Here is a 22,112-nt window from a genome sequence, read left to right as displayed (position 1 = left end):
TCCCTTCGGACGCGTTGAACAGAGGGCCCCTGCCGTTCTTGCGATGATCGGGCGGTGACCACGACGCAGCAGCCTCCGCCTCCGCCGCCCCAGCCACCGCACGGACCGGGCCGGTCGGGCGCAGGGAGCGGCGACCACGGACACGGCCATTCCCACAACCACGGCCCCGCCGCGCCCGTCTCCCAGCATCTGCGCAAGGTCATCGCGGCGATCCTGGTGCCGTTCTCCGTCGCGGTCGTCGTCGGTCTCGCGGTGCTGTGGCCCGGAGGCGCACCCGCGCACGAACGCACCGGTGTCGGCTTCGACCGTCAGACCCAGCAGGCCACGGTCACCCGGGTCGAGAAGGTCGACTGCAAGTCCGTGAACGCCTCGGGTGACACCCCGACCGGCGACACCTCCACGGCCGAGGGCTCCTCCGCCCAGCAACAGGCCACCGGCACCTGCGAGAACGCGACGATCCGGGTCGACACCGGCAAGGACAAGGGCCGTACGTTCAAGGAGGTCGTCCAGCCGGACTCGCCACGGCAGTTGCGCGAGGGCCAGCAGGTGATCGTCGCCTACGCGCCCGACGCCCCGGAGAACCTGCAGTACTCGGTCACCGATGCGAACCGGAAGTTCCCCATGGCGCTGCTCGCCGGGATCTTCGCCGTGGCCGTGGTCGTGGTCGGCCGTCTGCGGGGCGTCATGGCGCTGGTCGCGCTCGCGGTCAGCTTCATGGTGCTGACGTTCTTCATCCTCCCGGCGATCCTGCAAGGCTCCAACCCTTTGGTGGTGGCGGTCGTCGGAGCCAGCGCGATCATGCTGATCGCGCTCTACATGTGTCACGGCCTGTCGGCCCGGACCTCGGTCGCCGTGCTCGGCACCCTCGTATCGCTGCTGCTGATCGGCCTGTTGGGCTCACTGTTCATCGGCTGGGCGGCACTGACCGGCAACACGGACGACAACACCGGGCTGATCCACGGCCTGTACCCGCACATCGACATGAGCGGCCTGCTGCTCGCCGGTGTCATCATCGGCTCGCTCGGCGTCCTGGACGACGTGACGGTGACGCAGACGTCGGCCGTGTGGGAGCTGCACGCGGCCAATCCGACGATGGGCTGGCGCGGTCTGTACCGGGCGGGCATCCGGATCGGCCGCGACCACATCGCGTCCGTCGTCAACACCCTGGTGCTCGCGTACGCGGGCGCGGCGCTGCCCCTGCTGCTGCTCTTCTCGATCGCGCAGAGCAGCGTGACCGACGTGGCCAACAGCGAGTTGGTGGCCGAGGAGATCGTGCGCACACTGGTCGGCTCGATCGGCCTGGTGGCCTCGGTGCCGGTGACCACCGCTCTCGCCGCGCTGGTGGTCTCCGCGGACCGGACGGGCTCCCACGAGCCCGCGCAGGCCGCGCCTGGGCGTGGCGGCAGGGGGCGGCGACGCAAACGCTGAGCGGCGCGGAACGGCTCGGGTGCACCGCGCTGCTGAAGCGTTACGTCAACTGCCCTGCCCGCCCGGCGGTCAGCCGGCGTTCTGCTCCTCGCCGAGGATCCGGTCGAGTGCCTCGTCGAGTTCGGCCTCGTAGTCGGCCAGTGCCTGCTCCTGGCCGAGCGGTACGAGCTTGTCCGTGCGGTCGAGGAACGCGATGAGGGGCGCCACCCCGGCCCGGAACAGCGCCTGATCGCTGCCCACCTGGAGCCGGATGTGCACCTCGCCCGGCATTTCACCGGCCCCGCCACCGTCCGCGAGCTCGACGGGGGAGATCCGCACATCACCGTCACCCGTGGCGCCGTTGACCCCGTCGACGAGGAGCTCCCGGCCGAACGCCCAGGTCACCGGCGCGTCCCCGGGGAGATGGAAGGTGAGCCGCACCGCGTACGGATCCGCGGACTCGTACCGGAGCTCCACCGGGATGCGGAACGAGAGCTCCTCGGAGACGAGGAAGCTCATCATGATTTCTGCCTGAACTGCTTGTACCGACTCGCGCATCGCCTACCCCGTCAACTTGCCGTCGATTGGCCAGGAACGACCTTCCCGACACTGCTGGCATCTTGCTCAACGTACACGGAGGATCACAAGGAGTGAGTTTTCAGATGCTGATAGAGAAGGCGAGTGTCCCTACCAGGCTTCCGATCTCGTCCTGAAGTTGACGTACCGCGGGCAGCAGTTTCCCGGCCTGGTGGGAAGGGAGAGAAATGGCCAGAGCCGCCGCGGCCGAACCGATGGTGAGCGGGAACGCGGCGCAGACCGTGCCGAGCGCGTACTCCTGACGCTCGATGACGGGCTCCATCCGCCCGACCGTTCGCAGCTTGCGCAGCAGGGTCCGGTCGTCACGCACCGAGTACGGGGTGATGGACCGGGCCGGATAGCGGTCGAGATGATCCCTGCGCGCCTCTTCGCCCAGCTGGGAGAGGAGGCACTGGCCGATCGCGTGGGCGTGGCCGGTCTCGCGGAAATCCGCCCATTCCTCGACGGCCGGACTGGCCGGAGTGTCGGCGATGGCGACGATCTCGATCTCGCCGTCACGGTAGATCGCGAAGTAGACGGGAACACCGATGGTGTCCCGCCAGTGTCGCAGCGCGTCGGTGATCATGCCGCGACGATTCTGCTGCGCTCCGCTGCTGCTCAACCGCTCGGCCGCGTCCCCGAACATGAAGACGCCCTTCTCCTTGCGGAGATAGCCCTCGTGGGCGAGCGTGCGCAGCAGGTGATACGCCGTGGGGAGGGCGACTCCGGCCTCCCGGGCGAGTTGCTTGGCGGGAGCCCCCTCGTCGTGCGTGGCGACCGCCTCGAGCAGCCGCATGGCTCGCTGGACGGAGCCGATGAGCGTCTGCGGGGCTGCGGGTGCGGGGTCAGCCGTGGCCAAGGTTCACTCCCGGTACGCGTGGTTCCCCCCGCGTCCCCGGGGCTTACGGGGGTGAAGCCGTCGGAATCCGGACTTTAACCCTTGGCCACCGCTCGGCGCGGGCCCTGACCGGAAACTTCCCCCGGTCGTGCGAACGGTCGCGGCGCACAACCACCGGAGCCCCCGCCGGCGACCCCACCGCGGCTCACCAGTCGCTGCGCGAGGACGAGCCCGCCATGAACTTCCGCACGATGTAGATGAGTCCACCCACCAGCGCGGCGAACACCAGCACCTTGAAGAGCAGACCGATCACGAATCCGACGACGCTGGCGATCAGCCCGCCGAACACGACCAGGGCGATGACCGGCACCGCGACCCACTTCACCCACCACGGCATGCCCGCGAATATTTCTCGCACTGCCATCGCTCCTTCGCTCCGAGGCCCGCGTCGGGACTCTTCTGACTTCCTGCACTCGATGCTGACACGCCGGGGACCCGGACGGGGCCGCGCGGCCCCTTGTCCTCCCCTGACCCGACCCTTAGGGAATCCCGGGGTCCGGGGTCAGCTCTCGGGGGGAGAGAAGACGACCATGACCCGCAGGTCCTCGCTGATGTGGTGGAACTTGTGGGCGACACCGGCCGGTACGTAGACCACGCTGCCGCGGCCGACCTGCGTGGTCTCCATGCCGACGGTGATCGAGGCGCGACCGCTGACCACGAGATAGACCTCGTCCTGGTGGTGCGGCTGCTGCGGGTCGTGCTCCCCCGCGTTCAGCGCGTACAGCCCGACCGACATGTTCCGCTCACGCAGGAACTGCAGATACGCGCCGTCGTTGGCGGCGCGCTCCGCCTCCAGTTCGTCCAGCCGGAATGCCTTCATCGCCCTCGAAACCCTCGCTGTCCACGCTGTCCACACCTGACATCGACATTGTCACCGGTGTCGTCTGCCACGATCAGACACATGATGAATTTCCTAGTCAAGACGATCGCCAACGCAGGGGCCCTGGCCGTCGCGGTCTGGCTGATCGACAAGATCACGCTGACCGGGGACAGCACCGGCAAGAAGGTCGGCACGCTGATCCTGGTGGCGCTCATCTTCGGCCTGGTCAACTTCCTTGTGAAGCCGGTCGTGAAGGTCCTCACCTTCCCGCTCTTCATCCTCACCCTCGGCCTGATCACGCTGATCGTGAACGCCCTGATGCTGCTGCTCACCTCCTGGCTGGCCGACAAGCTGGACCTGAGCTTCCACGTCGACGGGTTCTGGACCGCCGTCCTCGGCGGCCTGATCATCTCGATCGTCTCCTGGGCGCTGAACGTCGTCCTTCCCGACAAGGACTGAGCCCCGTCATGACCTTCCGCGTCTGCTTCGTCTGCACCGGCAACATCTGCCGCTCACCCATGGCCGAGCAGGTGTTCCGCGCCCGCGTCGAGGAGGCCGGCCTGTCCGGCGCCGTCGAGACCGACAGCGCCGGAACCGACGGCTGGCACGTGGGCGACGGCGCCGATCCGCGCACCGCCGACGTCCTCCGGCAGGGTGGTTACGCCTTCGCTCACACGGCCCGCCAGTTCGACCCCGGCTGGTTCGACCGCCTCGATCTGGTCCTCGCGCTCGACGCGGGTCATCTGCGCACCCTGCGCCGGCTGGCCCCGACGCCGCAGGACGCGGAGAAGGTGCGCCTGCTGCGTTCCTACGACCCCGCGGCCGACGGAGCCGACCAGGACGTCCCCGACCCGTACTACGGCGGCATGGACGGCTTCGAGGAGTGTCTGCGGATGGTCGAGGCGGCGAGCGACGGCCTGCTCGACGCCGTGCGCGACGCGGTGGAGGGGCGGGCGGCCTGACCGGTACCGCCCTGACTAGTACCGGGCTACGCACAACGAACGGCCCGAGCCTCCCCCCTCGTGGCTCGGACCGTCCCGGTTCTGCGCGCGAAGAACCGCGCAAACAAGGCTAGTTGACTCTGTGTCAGTGTCCAATCACCGTAGCGACAGAGGCCTATCGACATATTTATAGTTGCCCGCGACCCGAGGCAGGAAGGGAGGGGCGTCGCATGGACCTCGCCTTACTGCGCACCTTTGTGACGGTTCATCGCGCCGGGTCGTTCACCCGCGCCGCCGCACTGCTCGGACTCTCACAGCCGGCGGTGACCTCCCAGATCCGTGCCCTGGAGCGTCAGTTGGGCCGCCCGCTCTTCCTGCGCCAGGCGCGCGGCGTGACGCCCACGACCATCGGCGACGAACTGGCGCACAAGGCAGCCCCGCATCTCGACGCCCTGGTGGAGATCACCGAGGCCGGGCTCGACGAGGAGTCGGCCGTCCGCACCCTGCATCTGGCAGGGCCCCCGGAGTTCACCGCGGAGCGAGCCCTGCCGGCCCTCACGGCACTGACCAGGAACGACGATCAGAGCATCGCCTTACGCGCCTCCTTCGGCACGGCCGAGGAGTCCTTGGAGGGGCTCGCCGCCGGACATCATGATCTGGCCATCGCGACGGCCCGTCCGCGCGGTGCCCTGCTCACCGCGACTCCGCTCTGCGACGAGGAGCACGTGCTGGTCGCCGCCCCTCGCTGGGCCGCCCGGATCGGCTCCGGCAAGCTGCACCGGGACGCGGCGCCCGCCCTCGAGAAGTTTCCGGTGGTCGAAGTCCATGAATCGCTGCCGCTCGTCTCGCGCTACTGGTCCTCCGTCTTCGACTCCCGCCCCGCCGTCTCCGGCACGGTCATCGTTCCGGATCTACGCGCGGTGCTGGCCTGCGTGGTCACGGGGGCGGGCCTCGCCGTCCTGCCGCGGTATCTGTGCGCGTCCGCTCTGGAGCGCGGCGAGGTCGTGGCCCTGCTCGACCCGCCGGTGCCGCCGCTGCGCACGTACTTCCTCGTCGTTCGCACCGGCACACTCGTCCTGCCGCACATCGCGCGGGCGCATGAGTGGCTGCTGCGCGCTGCTGTCGACTGGTCGTGAGCGGGGACTTACCCGGTGCGGAATGTTTCACGTGGAACCGGCCGGGCCACATTCCTCCCATGACCGTCCGACCCGTGGTCAAGCGCACCGCACGCGCCGTCCTGCTCGACGGCGACGACCTGATCCTGATCAAAAGGACCAAGCCCGGCATCGATCCGTACTGGCTGACCCCCGGTGGCGGCGTCGAGCCGGAGGACACGACTGTCGTGGACGCCCTGCACCGCGAGGTGCACGAGGAACTCGGCGCCAAGATCACCGATGTGGTGCCCTGCTTCGTGGACACCGTCGAGCACATCGGCGAGGACGGCGGCGCGACCGGCGTGAAGGTCCAGCACTTCTTCGTCTGCAGACTGGAGTCGATGGATCTTGACCTGCGGCACGGCCCCGAGATCGAGGAGCCGTGCGGCGAGTACGAGGTCGTCCGCGTGCCGTTCACGCGCGTGGGCATCGCCTCGGTCCACTTGGTGCCGCTGTCCCTGCGCCACTATCTCGACGGCAACATCGAGGGGGTACGGGCGATGCACGCGCCCGATCTGGGCTGAACCTCAACCCTGGTACGGGGTTCAGTCCGCGGCGGTGACCAGTTCCTCCACCGAGTCGTGGCGGATGCGGCTCACCGGGATACCGATGTCACGCAGGGCGTCGACACCGTTGCGGATCATGCCGGGCGGCCCGGACAGATAGGCGTCGTACTCGTTCCATGGGCCGTACTCCCGCACGGCGTCCGGAAGTTGCAGGTGGGCCTGCTGGTCGACGATCGGGCGGACCGAGAGCCAGGGGTGGCTCTGCTGGAGCCGCAGCATCGTGTCGATGTCGTACAGGTCGTGGTCGGTGCGGGCGCCGTAGAACACCTCGACCGGCCGCCGCTGCCCGTGTTCCGCGACGTCCTCGACGAGCGCCTTGATGGGCGCGATGCCGGTGCCGCCGCCCAGGCAGAGCAGACCGCTGTCGGTGCTGTGGTCGACCGTCATGGAGCCGGCGGGCGGGCCGAGCCGCAGCACGTCGCCGGGCCGGGCGCGGTGCACCAGGGCGTTGGAGACCCAGCCGGCCGGGACCGCCTTCACGTGGAACGACAGCAGCCCGTCGGAGCGGGGCGCCGCCGCGAACGAGTAGTGCCGCCAGACGCGCGGCCACCATGGCGTCTCGAGCGTCGTGTACTGACCGGCCAGAAAGGGATACGGCTGGTCGGGCCGGACGGTGACGACCGCGACGTCGGGCGTGCGCAGATCATGCGCGACGACCTCCGCAAGCCACCAGGCGGGGGCCTTCATTTCGTCCTCGGCCGCCGCGTCGATCATGACCTGGGAGATCGTCGTGTACGTGCGGACCCAGGCTGCTTCGGTCTCGGCGTCCCAGGTGGCCGTGGCATACCTGGTGAGCGCCGCGATGAGGGCTTCGCCCACGGCCGGGTAGTGCTCGGGCTGCGTGCCGTACTTGCGGTGGCCGCGGCCCAGGTTCTTCAGGTACGGAACCAGGACGAGCTTGTTGTCGACATGCTCCGCGGCGGTCAGCAGCGCCTTGAGGAGCCGGTCGCGCTGGGTGTCCATCGCGGCGGGGAAGAGCGGGCGCAGTTCCGGGTGACGGACGAAGAGCAGCGCGTAGAAGTACGAGGTGACCTTGTCGGCGATGGTTCCGATCTCGTCCATCGTGCGGCGCACGAGGATCGCGTCGGGCGAGGCATTCGCAGGGGCGGGGCGCGGCTCGGGTCCTCCCGCAGCCGCCGGCCGGGCCTGCGGCGGTGCGGAGGGCTTCTGGGGCGCCTCCGGCTCACGGCCCTTGCGTGGCTGGGGTATTCGGCCCTCGTCCGACTCGGGCGGAGCCGTCGTGGGGCGGCCGACGGGACGTATCGCGGATACCCGACGGCCGTCGCCGGACTCCCGGTCGGGGCCGGCGGGGGTCAGGTGCGGCGCCGGGGTGGTGCGCGGCGTGAACCAACCGCCCCCGCCCGAACCGGAATCGGCCGACGTAGTGGTCGGAGCGTCCATACTGTGCCTCGCCTCGAACATCTCTGGTCGGTCTACGTACTTCCGTGCTCTGCCAGGGTCTCCCACTGGTCGGAAGCTGAGCGCTTTCTCCCCGTTTGCCGCGACATCCAATGCGGCACACATTCAACCCCGCATTCCAGGCCGCTACGGACGAGTAAGGCAAGAATGTGACATTGGCCGCAGTCCGCTCACCACAGCGTGCCCTCAGGTTCCATTGCCCGGAACACAAAGAGGAAAGCGCGGGTCTTCGATCTCTCCGTCCGGTTAGGCTGCGACGGCCTGCGCGCGCCTCCCCGTACCGCTCAGCCTCCTCAAGGCACCGAGAGCGAACCGGGTCGACCATACCGGCAGCCGCGAGGGGCACAAGCACCTCCCGCCTTAACCGCCGATTAAGCGGTCCCCGGACTCGCGGTAATTCCTCAATTACCGGCCACGCCGTCCCAATTCGTGCCATCGGCTCGCATTGATCGCGACCGATACAAGCTCGGCCGGGAAGCGCCGCCACGACACCGCAGACCGTCCGGACAGGAACGACCGATCCAGGTCAAGAGAGGTCGAAGAGATACAACCTCGGTCTCGCCCTTGAACGCAGTGGCCGGTATCCGGGGGTACACCTGACGTCAGACGCTCTGACGGACGGCCCCGCCCTCCCGGCGCCGTGTTTCACGTGAAACTTCAACGCCGCTCCGTCGGCCACCGCGCCGGGCTCTGCCACGAAGGCGTTCGAAAGTATCGGGCCACTGCTCGCAAAGCGGTGGACGTCACGGTGCTCCGTCCGACAGCCTGACCTGCGTGTCGACACCTTCCCTCTCCGATCTGCCCATCCGCCGTCTCACCCCGCGCGACGTACGCGCGTGCGCCGACCTCTCCGAGAACCGGGGCTGGCCCCGCGAGGAACACAAATGGGGCCTGCTGCTCGCCGCCGGAACCGGCTACGGCATCGACGACCCCGACGGCGGACTCGTCACCGCTTTCGTGGTGACCGAGTACGGGCCCAGAGAGCAGCCCGAACTCGGCGCGATCGGCATGGTCCTGGTCGCCGAACGGCACGCGCGCCGGGGAGTGGGCCGACGCATGATGCGGTACGCCGTCGAGCGGGCGGGCACGACTCCACTGACCCTGCACGCGACGCCGTACGGGCGGCCGCTCTACGAGGAGCTCGGCTTCAAGGTGACCGGACAGGCCGAGATGGTGCGTGGCCGCTTCATCGCCGGTGGCCCGGCGCCCGCCGTGGCCACGCGCCCGGCCACCGCTGAGGATCTGCCGGCGATCCTGCGTCTGGACGTCGATGTGTTCGGCCCCGACCGCACACACGTCATCGCACGGCTTCCGGCCTTCGCGGACCAGTTGCGCGTCGCCGAGGACCGCGGTGGACTCATCGGCTACGCCGCCGCCTGGCCCAATATGGACACCCATGTCGTCGGCCCGCTGATCGCCCGCGACACGGACACAGCGAAGTCCCTTGTCGCCTCCCTCGCTGCGGGCACGGACCGGCCGCTGCGGACCGACATCGACGTACGCCACGAGGAGCTGTTGTCCTGGCTCAAGGACCGCGGCCTGCAGGGCATCTCTCTGAACGCGGTGATGAACTACGGCGCATCGGACCTGCCCGGTGACTGGACCCGCCGCTTCGCCCCGCTGACGGTCGCGGCCGGCTGAGGAACGCGGCGGGCCCGCCCCCACGTGCCCGCTGAGACGCGGTCGCTCGGGGCGGGCCCTTATGGGGTGACGCTTGTTACGCGAGCGCCTCCACGGCCGTCGAGGCGAAGCCGTGGTCCTGCTCGGGCGCGCCGCCGCCGACCCCGACGGCACCGATGAGGCGACCGTCGCGGTGGACCGGCAGCCCGCCCGCGATGAACAGCAGGGGCCGGTCGAGGGCAGTGGGCAGGCTGTGGAAGGGGCCGTCGGGCTTGACCAGGTCGACGAGGTCGGCGGTCGGCGCGTTCAGCTGCAGGGCGGTGTACGCCTTGCGGGTGCTGGTCTCGCCGGAGATGAGGACGGCGCGGTCGTCACGCCGGAAGGCCAGGAGGTGGCCGCCGGCGTCGAGGACGGTGACGCTGACGGTGACTTGGGCCGCTTCTGCCGCCTGCCGGGCGGCGGAGACGAGGGTCTCGGCGTCCTGGGTGGTCAGCGGGGCGACGGCGGTGCTGGTGCTCATGCGGGGGTGCTCCTTGCGGGGTGGTGCTTGTCGAGCTGGGTGAGGGTCTCTCGCCGAGGGGACGACGGGCGGGGACTGCGTCGTCCCCGCCGGGGCGCGGGATCAGGTCAGTGGTGGGCCGGCTCGGCGTGCCGCTGCTCGGCACCGGCGACGACCGGGCTCGGCGCGGGAGCGCGGCGCTCCAGCGTGGCCGAGACGACGGCCAGGACGAGGGCACTCCCGGCGAGCACCGCGCCGACCCAGTTCGGGGCGGTGTAACCGAGGCCCGCGGAGATCACCATGCCGCCGAGCCAGGCGGAGAGGGCGTTGCCGAGGTTGAAGGCACCGATGTTGACGGCCGAGGCGAGCGTGGGCGCGCCGGAGGCCTGGTCGAGGACCCTCTTCTGCAGCGGCGGTACGGTCGCGAAACCGAGCGCGCCGATCAGCGCGATGGTGATCGCGGCCAGGATCTTGTGGTGTGCGGTGACCGTGAACAGGCCGAGCACGAGGGCCAGGGCGCCCAGGGAGACGTAGAGCATGGGCATCAGGGCGCGGTCGGCGAACCTGCCGCCGACGAGGTTGCCCCCGACCATCCCGAGTCCGAAGAGGACCAGCAGCCAGGTCACCGAGCCGTCGGCGAAACCGGCGACGTGCGTCATCATCGGCGCGATGTAGGTGATGGCCGCGAAGACACCGCCGAAGCCGAGCACGGTCATCGCCATGGCGAGCAGGACCTGCACGTTCTTGAACGCGGCCAGCTCATGGCGCAGGTGCACGCCCTCGGGCTTGGGCAGGTCCGGTACGAGCTTGGCGATGCCGACGAGTCCGATGACACCGAGCGCGGCCACGATCGTGAACGTGACGCGCCAGCCGACGGACTGGCCGACGAGGGTGCCGAGCGGGACGCCGACGACGTTGGCCACGGTCAGGCCGGTGAACATCATGGCGATCGCTCCGGCCTTCTTCTGCGGGGCGACCAGCTCGGCCGCGACGACCGAGCCGATGCCGAAGAAGGCGCCGTGAGCGAGCGAGGCGACCACACGGCCGATCAGCATCACGGCGAAGACGGGCGCGACGGCGGAGAGCAGATTGCCGACGATGAAGAGGCCCATCAGCAGCATCAGCATGCGCTTGCGGGAGATGCGGGTGCCCAGGACGGTCATGAGCGGGGCGCCGAACATGACGCCGAGGGCGTATCCGGTCACCAGGAATCCGGCCGTGGGGATGGAGACGCCGAAGTCACCCGCGACCTCTGGGAGCAGTCCCATGATCACGAATTCGGTGGTTCCGATCCCGAAGGCCCCGATCGCGAGGGCGAGAAGCGCGAGAGGCATGGGGTCACCTTCCAGACTGTTGCGGGTGCGCTTTACGAGACCTCACAATAATTGCAGACGCTGGCTAATTGCAAGCGCGGGCAATTTCGCTCATCGACTATCCTGGTGTCCAGACGCTCCGGGACGGAGGATTCACAAGCCATGACCGCGACAGACCCCGCACTCACCGCCCTCTCTCAGGGCTGGTGCGCCCTCTCCCTGCTCCACGGGAGGATCGAGGCCCACATCGAGCGCGCCCTGCAGGCCGAGCACGACCTCAGCGTGCGCGAGTACTCGCTGCTGGACGTCCTCAGCCGACAGCACGACGGCGAGGGAGGCCATCTGCAGATGAAGCAGGTCGCCGACGCCGTCGTCCTCAGCCAGAGCGCCACCACCCGCCTGGTGACCCGCCTCGAGGACCGCGGCCTGCTCCTGCGCTACCTGTGCCCCACTGACCGGCGCGGCATCTACACGAACGTCTCCGAGACGGGCCTCGAACTCCTCGCGGCAGCCCGCCCCACGAACGAGACGGCCCTGCGCGAAGCCTTGGACGCCGCGGCCGAGAACCCCGAGCTCGCGCCTCTCGTCCGGGCCGTCGAGGGGCTACGGGTTCCCGCGTGACCCGAGACGTCGGCCCAGGACGTCCCGTCTAGGCTGCGGCCATGGGAGATCTTGAGATCAGACCGGCCGTGGCCGAGGACGTCCCGGCGATCGTCGCGATGCTGGCCGACGATCCACTGGGTGCTCAGCGCGAGTCGCCGGAGGACCTCACGCCGTATCTCGCTGCCCTCGCCCGGCTGTCCGCCGACCCGAACCAGCACCTTGTCGTCGCCGCACGCGAGGACCGCGTCATCGGCACCCTTCAGCTCACCGTCATCCCGGGCCTCTCCCGGAAGGGATCCACCCGCGCGATCATCGAGGGCGTGCGCGTCCACACCGACGAGCGGGGCAGCGGCCTGGGGACACGGCTCATCGAGTGGGCCGTCCTGGAATCCGGGCGTCAGGGCTGCCAGTTGGTGCAGCTGACATCCGACGCGACCCGCACCGACGCTCACCGCTTCTACGAACGGCTCGGCTTCGTGGCATCGCATGTGGGGTTCAAACTGCAGCTGTGACGGGCCGGGTCACGCACGGAGGGCGCAACCCGCGCGCCATGGGCCCGTTTCACGTGAAACACCCGCAGCGTGCTGTTTCACGTGAAACGCCCTCACTGCCGGGCCCCGACTACTGCGGCAATCCCCGCCACCCTTCCGGGTCCACCCCGCCCGGCACCGGAGCATCCGCGCCGTACGGCTCCCGCGTGAAGACGAAGGACCCGAGGTCCAGATGGCTCACGGAACCGTCCTGCCGCCGTACCGCCTGGAGCACCTCCCCCGCGTAGTAGCCGTCGAGGCCGGTCCACGTGCCGTCCCCGTTCGGCCGGAACCGGGAGCGCCGCCCCCCGCCGGCCACCGGGCCCAGCTCCACCCCCGCATCGGCCGCCAGCCGCAGGGCCACGATCTGCGTTCCCCAATACCAGGGCCCCGCCAACTCCAGGACCGCTGGGTCGACTTCGGGCAAGGGCCGCCAGGGCGCGGGGGTCCTGGGCTCCGTCTCGGCGACGATCTTCAGGAGGTCGGCCGCCACCGTGGCGGCGGGCACCCCTGAGGTGCAGTTGACCAGCGTGACGGCCACGAGTCCGTCCTCCTCACTCAGCCACAGCCCCGCGACGAACCCGGGCAGCGAACCGGTGTGCCCCGCCAGCGTCCGCCCGTCCCTCCGCAGCACCTGCATCCCGAGCCCGTACGACTCCTCCCAGTCGCCCGGCAGGGTCGGCGCCGCCGGTGTCCGCATCTCCCGTACGGATTCCGCACTCAGCACGCGGTCGTCACCCACGACCAAGAAGGCCGCGAAAACCGCCAGATCCCGGGTGGTGGACCACAGTTGGCCGGCAGGCGCCATCAGACCGAGATCCTCGCTGGGCTCCGGCAGCAGCACATCGGCGTACGGATGCACGGCCCAGCCCCCGGCGTGCGGCGCCTGCGGCTGGACGCTGGTACGGCTCAGGCCGAGCGGCTCGAGGATCTCGCCGCGCAGGGCCTCCTCCCAGGTGACACCACGCACCGTCTCGACCAGCGAGCCCAGCAGCGTATAACCGGGGTTGGAGTAGTGATGGCGGCGTCCGACCGGATGCCGGAAAGGCTGTTCTCCGAGGACGTCAGCGAGAGTCGGACGGAGCGTGGCGGGCGAACGCTCCCACCACTCTCCCGGCGTCTCAGCCGCCAACCCACCGGTGTGCGCGAGGAGTTCGGCGATGGTGACCTCTCCCGCCCCCGTTCCGGGCAGATACTTCTCCAACGGGTCACCCAGGCCGAGCAGCCCCTCGTCGCGCAACCGCAGCACGAGCACGGCGGTGAAGGTCTTCGTGATCGAACCGATCCGGTACTGCACGTTCTCATCCGGCCCGTGCCCGTCCACCGAGGTGCGTGACCCCGTCCATACGAGCTTCCCGTCCCGGGCGACCGCGGCGACGAGAGACGGCGCACGCCCCTCGCTCTGTGCGACGGCGATGCGGTACTGGAGAGCGCGGCGTGTGGCGGGCAATAGCTCTGGGGGTGTCGTCATGTGCCCAGTCCACCCCGGCTGTTGACCCGCGTCGAGCCGATTTCACCGGAGGCTGATCAGGCCCCGGTTCCACGACGCGGCCTGATCAGGTCTGCGCCATGTCCACGAACCGCGAGTAGTGACCCTGGAAGGCGACCGTGATCGTGGCCGTCGGACCGTTACGGTGCTTGCCGACGATGATGTCGGCCTCGCCCGCGCGCGGTGACTCCTTCTCGTACGCGTCCTCACGGTGGAGCAGGATGACCATGTCGGCGTCCTGCTCGATGGAACCGGACTCACGCAGGTCGGACACCATCGGCTTCTTGTCCGTGCGCTGCTCGGGACCACGGTTCAGCTGGGAGAGCGCGATCACCGGGACCTCCAGCTCCTTGGCCAGCAGCTTGAGGTTTCGGGACATGTCCGAAACTTCCTGCTGACGGCTCTCGGACCGCTTCGATCCGCCGGCCTGCATCAGCTGCAGATAGTCGATGATCACGAGTTTGATGTCGTTGCGCTGCTTCAGCCGACGGCACTTCGCGCGGATCTCCATCATCGACAGGTTCGGGGAGTCGTCGATGTAGAGCGGCGCGGCCGAGACCTCGGGCATCCGGCGCGCGAGCCGCGTCCAGTCCTCGTCCGTCATCGTTCCGGAGCGCATGTGGTGCAGAGCCACCCGCGCCTCCGCCGACAGCAGACGCATCGCGATCTCGTTGCGCCCCATTTCGAGAGAGAAGATGACGCTGGGCAGGTTGTGCTTGATGGACGCCGCGCGCGCGAAGTCCAGCGCGAGCGTCGACTTGCCCATGGCGGGACGGGCCGCGATGACGATCATCTGGCCCGGGTGCAGACCGTTGGTCAGGGAGTCGAAGTCCGTGAAGCCGGTCGGCACCCCGGTCATCTCGCCGCTGCGCGAGCCGATCGCCTCGATCTCGTCGAGCGCGCCCTCCATGATGTCGCCGAGCGGGAGGTAGTCCTCGCTGGTGCGCTGCTCGGTTACCGCATAGATCTCGGCCTGCGCTCTGTTGACGATCTCGTCGACGTCGTCGTCGGCCGCGTATCCCATCTGCGTGATCCGTGTGCCCGCCTCGACGAGACGCCGCAGCACAGCGCGCTCGTGGACGATCTCCGCGTAGTACTCCGCGTTCGCCGCGGTCGGGACGGTCTGGACGAGGGTGTGCAGATACGATGCGCCGCCGACCTTGTTGATCTCGCCGCGCTTGGTCAGCTCCGCGGCGATGGTGATCGGGTCGGCCGGCTCACCCTTGGCGTAGATGTCGAGGATCGCCTGAAAGATCGTTTCGTGGGCCGGCTTGTAGAAGTCGGCACCCTTGAGGACCTCGACGACGTCGGCGATCGCGTCCTTCGACAGGAGCATGCCACCGAGGACGGACTGTTCGGCGTCCAAGTCCTGGGGCGGTACACGCTCGAAGGTGGCCGGGCCGTCGTCCCAGGCGCCGCCTTCCCGGCCTCGCTCGTGCTGGTCCCCCTGGCCGCGGCCACCGTTTCGGCTCTGCCGGGAGGGGGGCAGACGGTCGCTGGGACCGCTGTCGGCCCAGGGGTCGTCCAAGGGCTCGGAAATACTCACCGGGCCACCTCCTCCCGTCCGCCGAGCGGACCTCGCCGTGCCACTCATTCCTACGGCACGACACTGACAAATAAGGGGCCCGTTTCCGCTTCTGACGCGTCGGTTTCGTGAGGTTTCCGAGGCCGGATGAGACGGTGGGCGCCGCCCCACGGTAGGCCTGTCGGCACCGTCAGCCAATCTGGTTATCCACAGGCGGTGTGGATGACGGGCCCCAAGCTGTGGGTAACTGAGGAAAAGCTGTGTACGACCCGGTGGACAGTGCTGTGAACAAGCCCTCAGGCATTTGCATACACAGCCTCTGACCTGCGAAAACCCCATCCACTGGCTGTGCAGAAGAAAAACTTCCCCAGTCGGCCCAAGATCTCTGGAAACCCAGCCTCACGACACGCGCAAGCCCTTCACAAGTAAGGGTCTCGATGCCGTTGCATCTCTTACCTGTGGAAGATTAGATTGGTGCTCATGACACAGGCTCCCGCGACACCCAAGGTCGCCCGCCGTCGGCACGACCGAGAGATCGTCGCCCTCGCCGTCCCCGCCTTCGGCGCGCTCGTCGCTGAGCCCCTCTTCCTCATGGCCGACAGCGCGATCGTCGGCCATCTCGGCACGTCCCAACTGGCGGGACTCGCCGTCGCCTCCGCCCTCCTCACGACCGCGGTCAGCGTCTTCGTCTTCCTCGCCTACGCGACCACGGCCGCCGTCGCCCGCCGCGTCGGCTCGGGCGATCTGCGGGCAGCGATCCAACAGGGGATGGACGGCATCTGGCTCGCCCTGCTCCTGGGCGCCGCTGTCATCGCGATCGTCCTGCCCACGGCCCCGGCCCTGATCGGCCTCTTCGGCGCCTCCGACACGGCCACGCCCTACGCGGTCACATATCTCCGTATCTCAGCGCTCGGCATCCCCGCCATGCTCGTGGTCCTGGCCGCCACCGGCGTCCTGCGCGGCCTGCAGAACACGAAGACCCCGTTGTACGTGGCCGTCGCCGGCTTCGTCGCCAACGCCGCACTCAACGTCGGGCTCGTCTACGGCGCCGACCTCGGCATCGCCGGCTCCGCCTGGGGCACCGTCATCGCTCAGCTGGGCATGGCCGCGGTCTACCTGATCGTGGTCGTCCGGGGTGCCCGACGCCATGGCGCGTCGCTGCGTCCCGATGCTGCGGGCATCCGGGCCTGCGCCCAGACCGGCGCGCCTCTGCTCGTCCGTACGTTGTCGCTGCGCGCGATCCTGATGATCGCCACGGCGGTCGCGGCCCGGCTCGGCGACGCGGACGTGGCAGCACACCAGATCATCCTGTCCCTGTGGAGCCTGCTCGCTTTCGCGCTCGACGCCATCGCCATCGCCGGTCAAGCCATCATCGGTCGTCATCTCGGCGCCGACGACGCCGCCGGCGCACGCGATGTCTGTCGCCGCATGGTGCAGTGGGGCATCGCCGCAGGTGTGGTTCTCGGCGTGCTGGTCGTCGTGGCACGCCCCCTGTTCGTTCCGCTGTTCACGAGCGATCAGGTTGTCCAGGACGCTGCCCTGCCCGCATTGATCGTGGTGGCACTGTCCCAGCCCATCTGCGGCATCGTATTCGTGCTCGACGGCGTCCTCATGGGCGCCGGTGACGGGCCGTACCTGGCCTGGGCCATGCTGATCACCCTGGCGGTCTTCACTCCTGTGGCCCTGCTGGTACCGGCCCTCGGCGGCGGGCTCACCGCCGTGTGGGGAGCGATGACACTGATGATGGCGGTCCGCATGGTGACGCTCTGGCTGCGCTATCGCTCCGGCCGCTGGGCTGTCACCGGCGCGACGCGGTGAACAGAGGGCACCGTTTCACGTGAAACCGCACACCGTGAAACGGCGAGCTGACGGACCACGGTCCCAAGCGTGTGGGGCCGCACCCGAAAGGGTGCGGCCCCACATGTGCTTCAGCTCTGCTCAGGGCAGGGCTCAGGCAGCGACGACCTCGACGTTGACCTTGGCGGCAACCTCGGGGTGCAGACGCACGGACGTCTCGTAGGCGCCCAGCGTCTTGATCGGCGAGCCCAGCTCGACGCGACGCTTGTCGATCTTCGGACCGCCGGCGGCCTCGATCGCCGAAGCGACGTCGGCCGGCGTGACGGAGCCGAAGAGACGACCGGCGTCGCCGGAGCGGACGGCCAGACGGACGTTCACGCCCTCGAGCTTGGCCTTGATCTCGTTGGCCTGCTCGATCGTGGCGATCTCGTGGATCTTGCGCGCACGACGGATCTGCGCGACGTCCTTCTCGCCACCCTTGGTCCAGCGGATCGCAAAGTTCCGCGGGATCAGGTAGTTACGGGCGTACCCGTCCTTGACGTCGACGACCTCGCCGGCGGCACCGAGGCCGGAGACCTCGTGGGTGAGGATGATCTTCATGATTCGGTCACCCTTCCCTTATCGCGCGGTGGACGTGTAGGGCAGCAGCGCCATCTCACGGCTGTTCTTGACGGCCGTGGCGACGTCACGCTGGTGCTGCGTGCAGTTGCCGGTCACGCGGCGGGCACGGATCTTGCCGCGGTCGGAAATGAACTTCCGCAGCATGTTCGTGTCCTTGTAGTCCACGTACGTGACCTTGTCCTTGCAGAAAGCGCAGACCTTCTTCTTCGGCTTGCGCACAGGCGGCTTCGCCATGGTGTATCTCCTGTGTGATCAAGAAGTGGGGGTACGGCCCACCTTCGGCCCGAGGGCTTAGAAGGGGGGCTCGTCCGAGTAGCCGCCGCCGGAACCGCCGCTGGAGCCGCCGGAGCTTCCGCCCCAGCCGCCACCGCCGCCGCCCTGCTGCTGACCGCCGCCGGCCGGCGCACCGGTCGCCCAGGGGTCGTCGGCGGGAGCACCGCCACCGCCACCCTGCTGCTGACCGCCACCGGAGCCACCGCTCCAGCCGCCGCCCTGCTGGCCGCCACCGCCGCTGCCGCCGCCGTAACCGCCCTGGCCACCGCGACCACTGGTCTTGGTGACCTTGGCCGTGGCGCTGCGCAGGCTGGCGCCGACTTCCTCGACGTCCAGCTCGTAGACCGTGCGCTTGATGCCCTCACGGTCCTCGTATGACCGCTGCTTCAGCCGGCCCTGCACGATGACGCGCATGCCTCGCTGGAGCGACTCCGCGACGTTCTCCGCCGCCTGACGCCAGACCGAGCAGGTCAGGAACAGGCTGTCGCCGTCCTTGAACTCATTGGTCTGCCGGTCGAAGGTGCGGGGGGTGGACGCGACACGGAACTTCGCGACCGCCGCACCGGAGGGGGTGAAGCGCAGCTCGGGGTCGTCGACAAGATTGCCGACAACCGTGATGACGGTCTCGCCTGCCATGGGGTACCTCTCGGCGGGTTTGCTGCGGACTGCTTGCTGCTACTCGAATCCCGTAGTACCGCTGAACTGGGAAGTTCAGTGGGTCTCGGGACGGAGGACCTTGGTCCGGAGGACCGACTCGTTCAGGTTCATCTGCCGGTCGAGCTCCTTGACGACCGCAGGCTCGGCCTGAAGGTCGATGACCGAGTAGATGCCCTCGGGCTTCTTCTTGATCTCGTACGAGAGACGACGACGGCCCCAGGTGTCGACCTTCTCGACCTTTCCTTCGCCCTCACGGACGACGGAGAGGAAGTTCTCGATCAGCGGGGAGACAGCACGCTCCTCGAGATCGGGGTCGAGGATGACCATCACTTCGTAGTGACGCATGTGGAACCCACCTCCTTTGGACTCAGCGGCCACGGTCGTTCCGTGGCAGGAGGGTTGTTATGCGTGAGCAACGGTATCGGCCACCACTGACAATCGGGCCTCCCGAAGGAGAACCGCGCGGTTCGTGGGTGCTGGTCCCTCGTCGGGAAGCAGGCAGATACCAATGCAGACGGTCCAGACTACCCGCACCTCGGCTTCCGGTTGAAATCCGACAGCGGATGACCGCACTCTGTACACATCGGGTGTGTATGGCGCTACGATGCGCCACCTTCCGCAGGAGGTGCCCTCATGGCACAAGCAATGCGACCCAACAGCACCAGCGCCGGCTCCCTCTTCGCCTCGGACGGCAAGTCCCATCCACTCCCCGACACCCTGGTCGCGGTGACCGCGGTGCTCGGCGTGATCGCCATCGTCACGTCGATCTGGAGCGGCCTCCATCTCCTGAGCTCCTGGACCGGCCTCATCGGGATCCTGACCGGGGCCTACGGCCAGTACGTCTCGGAGACGACCCGGGAGCGCTTCGCCCTGATCCTCGGCCTGGGGGCATCGGCCGTCGGCTTCTTCATCGGCATGGCCCACGGCGGCCTCTTCGGCGGGGTCATCGGCTGAGGTCAGCACCCCCGAGGGGACTGACCGCCCATACGGCCAGTCGGGGCGCTCACAGGGCGCAGTAGGCTTCGCCGCGAGAGCCGGAGCCCCTGTACCCATGGGGACACACCAGCCCGAGGAGCGCCCCGAATGAGCCTGACCCTGAGGACCATCAGTCGAGAGCAGCATCTGGCATACGTCCAGAGCCTGCCCGCGGCTAGCCACATGCAGGTCCCGGCCTGGGCTGATGTGAAGGCGGAGTGGCGCTCCGAGAGCATGGGCTGGTTCGACGAGCGCACCGGCGAGATGGTCGGCGCGGGCCTCGTCCTGTACCGCCAACTCCCCAAGATCAAGCGGTATCTCGCGTACCTCCCCGAGGGCCCGGTCATCAACTGGTACGCGCCCAATCTCGATGACTGGCTGCGCCCGATGCTCGCGCACCTGAAGCAGCAGGGCGCCTTCTCCGTGAAGATGGGCCCGCCGGTCATCATCCGGCGCTGGGAAGCCACTTCGATCAAGAAGGGCATCCAGGACCCGGACGTGAAGCGCCTGCGCGACATCGAGGCGGACTTCATCGAGCCCCGCGCCTTCGAGGTCGCCGACAAACTGCGCCGTATGGGCTGGCAGCAGGGCGAGGACGGCGGCGCCGGCTTCGGCGACGTCCAGCCGCGCTACGTCTTCCAGGTGCCGCTCGCGAACCGCTCCCTGGAAGAGGTCCACAAGAACTTCAACCAGCTGTGGCGCCGCAACATCAAGAAGGCCGAGAAGGCCGGTGTCGAGGTCGTCCAGGGCGGCTACCAGGACCTCGCGGAGTGGCAGCGCCTGTACGAGATCACGGCCGTGCGCGACCACTTCCGGCCGCGCCCGCTCTCGTACTTCCAGCGCATGTGGACGGCCCTCAACTCCGAGGACCCCAACCGGATGCGCTTGTACTTCGCGCGCCACAACGGGGTGAACCTCTCGGCGGCGACGATGCTCGTCGTCGGCGGGCACGTCTGGTACTCCTACGGCGCCTCCGACAACATCGGCCGCGAGGTCCGGCCCTCGAACGCGATGCAGTGGCGGATGCTTCGCGACTCCTACGCGCTCGGTGCCACGGTGTACGACCTGCGCGGCATCAGCGACTCGCTCGACGAGACCGACCACCTCTTCGGCCTGATCCAGTTCAAGGTCGGAACGGGTGGCGAGGCCGCCGAATACCTCGGCGAGTGGGACTTCCCGCTCAACAAGCTGCTGCACAAGGCGCTCGACATCTACATGTCGCGGCGCTGACGGGAGCCGGGCACGGCGTCCTCAACGGCCCCTCCCGGCACACCCTGCTCCGCTTTCCCCGCGGACCCGGCACAATTCACGTAGCTCCAAAGACTTTCCACATCTCTGATACACCGCAGCCACGAGAAAGGTTCCGGGACCGGCCATGGCGCTCACGCTCTACGTCGACACCGCGCGCTGGCGGGCACACCACAAGCACGTGCTCGAGCAGTTTCCGGGGCTCGTACCCGTCTGCAAGGGCAACGGCTACGGGTTCGGCCACGAACGGCTCGCGGAGGAGGCCACCCGCCTCGGCTCCGACATCCTCGCCGTCGGCACCACGTACGAAGCCGCCCGGATCAAGGACTGGTTCAGCGGCGACCTGCTGGTCCTGACCCCGTTCCGGCGCGGCGAAGAACCGGTTCCGCTGCCCGACCGCGTCATCCGCTCCGTCTCCTCCGTCGACGGCGTGCACGGCCTCGTCGGCGCACGCGTCGTCATCGAGGTCATGTCCTCGATGAAGCGGCACGGCGTGACCGAGCAGGACCTACCGCAGCTCTCGCACGCCATCCAGGACGTACGCCTGGAGGGCTTCGCGATCCACCTGCCGCTCGACCGCACCGACGGCTCGGACGCCGTCGAGGAGGTCATCGGCTGGATGGACCGGCTGCGCGCGGCCCGGCTTCCGTTGCACACCATGTTCGTGAGCCACCTCAAGGCCGAGGAACTGGCGCGTCTGCAGCAGCAGTTCCCGCAGACCCGTTTCCGCGCGCGGATCGGTACGCGGCTGTGGCTGGGCGATCACGAGGCGACCGAGTACCGCGGCGCGGTCCTGGACGTCACGCGTGTCGCCAAGGGCGACCGGTTCGGCTACCGGCAGCAGAAGGCGGCCTCCGACGGCTGGCTCGTGGTCGTCGCGGGCGGCACGTCGCACGGTGTGGGCCTGGAGGCCCCGAAGGCGCTGCACGGCGTCATGCCGCGCGCCAAGGGCGTCGCCCGCGCCGGCCTCGCGACGGTGAACCGCAACCTCGCGCCGTACGTCTGGTCGGGCAAGCAGCGCTGGTTCGCCGAGCCGCCGCACATGCAGGTGTCGATCCTGTTCGTGCCGTCGGACGCCGCCGAGCCGAAGGTCGGTGAGGAGCTGGTGGCCCACCTGCGGCACACCACCACGCAGTTCGACCGGATCGTGGACCGCTGAGCCGACTTCTACTGAAGACGCA

At 68.8% G+C, this 22,112-nt stretch carries 25 protein-coding genes; 12 read left to right on the top strand and 13 right to left on the bottom strand.

Annotated features, from left to right (window positions below):
- Positions 1–54: 54 nt before the first annotated feature.
- Positions 55–1,428 (top strand): YibE/F family protein, encoded by a 1,374-nt coding sequence (locus AB0J02_RS07170; protein ID WP_363192557.1) that lies wholly within the window; start codon positions 55–57, stop codon positions 1,426–1,428.
- A 69-nt stretch (positions 1,429–1,497) separates the two neighbouring features.
- On the opposite strand, the gene AB0J02_RS07165 is transcribed toward AB0J02_RS07170, so the two are convergent.
- The 4 genes from AB0J02_RS07165 to AB0J02_RS07150 all read right to left on the bottom strand — a co-directional run bounded on the left by AB0J02_RS07165 (position 1,498) and on the right by AB0J02_RS07150 (position 3,701).
- Entirely contained in the window at positions 1,498–1,965 is a 468-nt protein-coding gene (locus AB0J02_RS07165; RefSeq protein WP_363192556.1) for an SsgA family sporulation/cell division regulator, read from the bottom strand.
- Positions 1,966–2,065: 100 nt separating this feature from the next.
- Positions 2,066–2,842 carry a helix-turn-helix domain-containing protein gene (locus AB0J02_RS07160; protein WP_363192555.1) on the bottom strand — a complete coding sequence of 259 codons (777 nt, stop codon included), beginning with the start codon at positions 2,840–2,842 and terminating at the stop codon, positions 2,066–2,068.
- 184 nt (positions 2,843–3,026) lie between these two features.
- A complete protein-coding gene (locus AB0J02_RS07155) occupies positions 3,027–3,239 on the bottom strand; it encodes a DUF5326 family protein (protein WP_363192629.1) in 213 nt (70 codons plus the stop codon).
- Between the two features lie 144 nt (positions 3,240–3,383).
- Entirely contained in the window at positions 3,384–3,701 is a 318-nt protein-coding gene (locus AB0J02_RS07150; protein WP_363192554.1) for a cupin domain-containing protein, read from the bottom strand.
- An 81-nt stretch (positions 3,702–3,782) separates the two neighbouring features.
- Between AB0J02_RS07150 and AB0J02_RS07145 the strand changes: the two genes are divergently transcribed.
- The 4 genes from AB0J02_RS07145 (at position 3,783) to AB0J02_RS07130 (ending at position 6,320) form a co-directional block, all read left to right on the top strand.
- Complete coding sequence (locus AB0J02_RS07145) at positions 3,783–4,160, top strand: phage holin family protein (RefSeq protein WP_363192553.1); 378 nt, start codon at positions 3,783–3,785, stop codon at positions 4,158–4,160.
- Between the two features lie 8 nt (positions 4,161–4,168).
- Entirely contained in the window at positions 4,169–4,663 is a 495-nt protein-coding gene (locus AB0J02_RS07140) for a low molecular weight protein-tyrosine-phosphatase (RefSeq protein ID WP_363192552.1), read from the top strand.
- Positions 4,664–4,872: 209 nt separating this feature from the next.
- Positions 4,873–5,778: a LysR family transcriptional regulator gene (locus tag AB0J02_RS07135; protein ID WP_363192551.1), complete on the top strand. Its 906-nt coding sequence runs from the start codon at positions 4,873–4,875 to the stop codon at positions 5,776–5,778.
- 59 nt (positions 5,779–5,837) lie between these two features.
- On the top strand, positions 5,838–6,320 hold the full coding sequence (locus AB0J02_RS07130) for an NUDIX hydrolase (protein ID WP_363192550.1): 483 nt from the start codon (positions 5,838–5,840) through the stop codon (positions 6,318–6,320).
- Between the two features lie 21 nt (positions 6,321–6,341).
- Here the strand turns inward: AB0J02_RS07130 and AB0J02_RS07125 are convergent, their stop codons facing one another.
- On the bottom strand, positions 6,342–7,763 hold the full coding sequence (locus AB0J02_RS07125; protein WP_363192549.1) for a globin domain-containing protein: 1,422 nt from the start codon (positions 7,761–7,763) through the stop codon (positions 6,342–6,344).
- Between the two features lie 792 nt (positions 7,764–8,555).
- Here AB0J02_RS07125 and AB0J02_RS07120 point away from each other — a divergent pair.
- The gene (locus AB0J02_RS07120) at positions 8,556–9,422 is read left to right on the top strand and encodes a GNAT family N-acetyltransferase (protein ID WP_363192548.1); all 867 of its coding nucleotides are present in this window, start codon (positions 8,556–8,558) and stop codon (positions 9,420–9,422) included.
- 76 nt (positions 9,423–9,498) lie between these two features.
- Here AB0J02_RS07120 and AB0J02_RS07115 read toward each other — a convergent pair whose 3' ends face one another.
- Both AB0J02_RS07115 and AB0J02_RS07110 read right to left on the bottom strand, forming a co-directional pair.
- A complete protein-coding gene (locus AB0J02_RS07115) occupies positions 9,499–9,921 on the bottom strand; it encodes a heme-binding protein (protein WP_363192547.1) in 423 nt (140 codons plus the stop codon).
- 107 nt (positions 9,922–10,028) lie between these two features.
- Entirely contained in the window at positions 10,029–11,234 is a 1,206-nt protein-coding gene (locus tag AB0J02_RS07110; RefSeq protein WP_363192546.1) for an MFS transporter, read from the bottom strand.
- Between the two features lie 141 nt (positions 11,235–11,375).
- On the opposite strand from AB0J02_RS07110, the gene AB0J02_RS07105 reads away from it, so the two are divergent.
- Both AB0J02_RS07105 and AB0J02_RS07100 read left to right on the top strand, forming a co-directional pair.
- Positions 11,376–11,834, top strand: a complete 459-nt coding sequence (locus tag AB0J02_RS07105; protein ID WP_363192545.1) for a MarR family transcriptional regulator — start codon at positions 11,376–11,378, stop codon at positions 11,832–11,834.
- 41 nt (positions 11,835–11,875) lie between these two features.
- Positions 11,876–12,328: a GNAT family N-acetyltransferase gene (locus AB0J02_RS07100; RefSeq protein WP_363192544.1), complete on the top strand. Its 453-nt coding sequence runs from the start codon at positions 11,876–11,878 to the stop codon at positions 12,326–12,328.
- Positions 12,329–12,437: 109 nt separating this feature from the next.
- Here the strand turns inward: AB0J02_RS07100 and AB0J02_RS07095 are convergent, their stop codons facing one another.
- A complete protein-coding gene (locus tag AB0J02_RS07095; RefSeq protein ID WP_363192543.1) occupies positions 12,438–13,817 on the bottom strand; it encodes a serine hydrolase domain-containing protein in 1,380 nt (459 codons plus the stop codon).
- A gap of 85 nt (positions 13,818–13,902) precedes the next feature.
- A complete protein-coding gene (gene dnaB, locus AB0J02_RS07090; protein ID WP_363192542.1) occupies positions 13,903–15,381 on the bottom strand; it encodes a replicative DNA helicase in 1,479 nt (492 codons plus the stop codon).
- A gap of 459 nt (positions 15,382–15,840) precedes the next feature.
- Here dnaB and AB0J02_RS07085 point away from each other — a divergent pair, with 459 nt between their 5' ends.
- Positions 15,841–17,178 carry an MATE family efflux transporter gene (locus AB0J02_RS07085; RefSeq protein ID WP_363192541.1) on the top strand — a complete coding sequence of 446 codons (1,338 nt, stop codon included), beginning with the start codon at positions 15,841–15,843 and terminating at the stop codon, positions 17,176–17,178.
- Positions 17,179–17,310: 132 nt separating this feature from the next.
- On the opposite strand, the gene rplI is transcribed toward AB0J02_RS07085, so the two are convergent.
- From rplI to rpsF, 4 genes are all read right to left on the bottom strand, one after another.
- On the bottom strand, positions 17,311–17,757 hold the full coding sequence (gene rplI, locus AB0J02_RS07080) for a 50S ribosomal protein L9 (RefSeq protein WP_363192540.1): 447 nt from the start codon (positions 17,755–17,757) through the stop codon (positions 17,311–17,313).
- Between the two features lie 18 nt (positions 17,758–17,775).
- On the bottom strand, positions 17,776–18,012 hold the full coding sequence (gene rpsR, locus AB0J02_RS07075; protein ID WP_003949403.1) for a 30S ribosomal protein S18: 237 nt from the start codon (positions 18,010–18,012) through the stop codon (positions 17,776–17,778).
- Positions 18,013–18,069: 57 nt separating this feature from the next.
- Entirely contained in the window at positions 18,070–18,687 is a 618-nt protein-coding gene (locus AB0J02_RS07070; protein ID WP_363192539.1) for a single-stranded DNA-binding protein, read from the bottom strand.
- A 75-nt stretch (positions 18,688–18,762) separates the two neighbouring features.
- A complete protein-coding gene (gene rpsF, locus AB0J02_RS07065) occupies positions 18,763–19,053 on the bottom strand; it encodes a 30S ribosomal protein S6 (protein ID WP_059143728.1) in 291 nt (96 codons plus the stop codon).
- 288 nt (positions 19,054–19,341) lie between these two features.
- Between rpsF and AB0J02_RS07060 the strand changes: the two genes are divergently transcribed.
- The 3 genes from AB0J02_RS07060 (at position 19,342) to AB0J02_RS07050 (ending at position 22,090) form a co-directional block, all read left to right on the top strand.
- On the top strand, positions 19,342–19,662 hold the full coding sequence (locus AB0J02_RS07060; RefSeq protein WP_363192538.1) for a hypothetical protein: 321 nt from the start codon (positions 19,342–19,344) through the stop codon (positions 19,660–19,662).
- 129 nt (positions 19,663–19,791) lie between these two features.
- Positions 19,792–20,913, top strand: a complete 1,122-nt coding sequence (gene femX, locus AB0J02_RS07055; protein WP_363192537.1) for a peptidoglycan bridge formation glycyltransferase FemX — start codon at positions 19,792–19,794, stop codon at positions 20,911–20,913.
- Between the two features lie 145 nt (positions 20,914–21,058).
- Positions 21,059–22,090: an alanine racemase gene (locus tag AB0J02_RS07050; RefSeq protein WP_111663069.1), complete on the top strand. Its 1,032-nt coding sequence runs from the start codon at positions 21,059–21,061 to the stop codon at positions 22,088–22,090.
- The last annotated feature ends 22 nt before the right edge of the window (positions 22,091–22,112 follow it).

The sequence above is a fragment of the Streptomyces sp. NPDC050264 genome (genome assembly GCF_040655895.1).
Lineage (GTDB): Bacteria > Actinomycetota > Actinomycetes > Streptomycetales > Streptomycetaceae > Streptomyces.
This window is presented reverse-complemented; position numbering and strand designations above follow the sequence as displayed.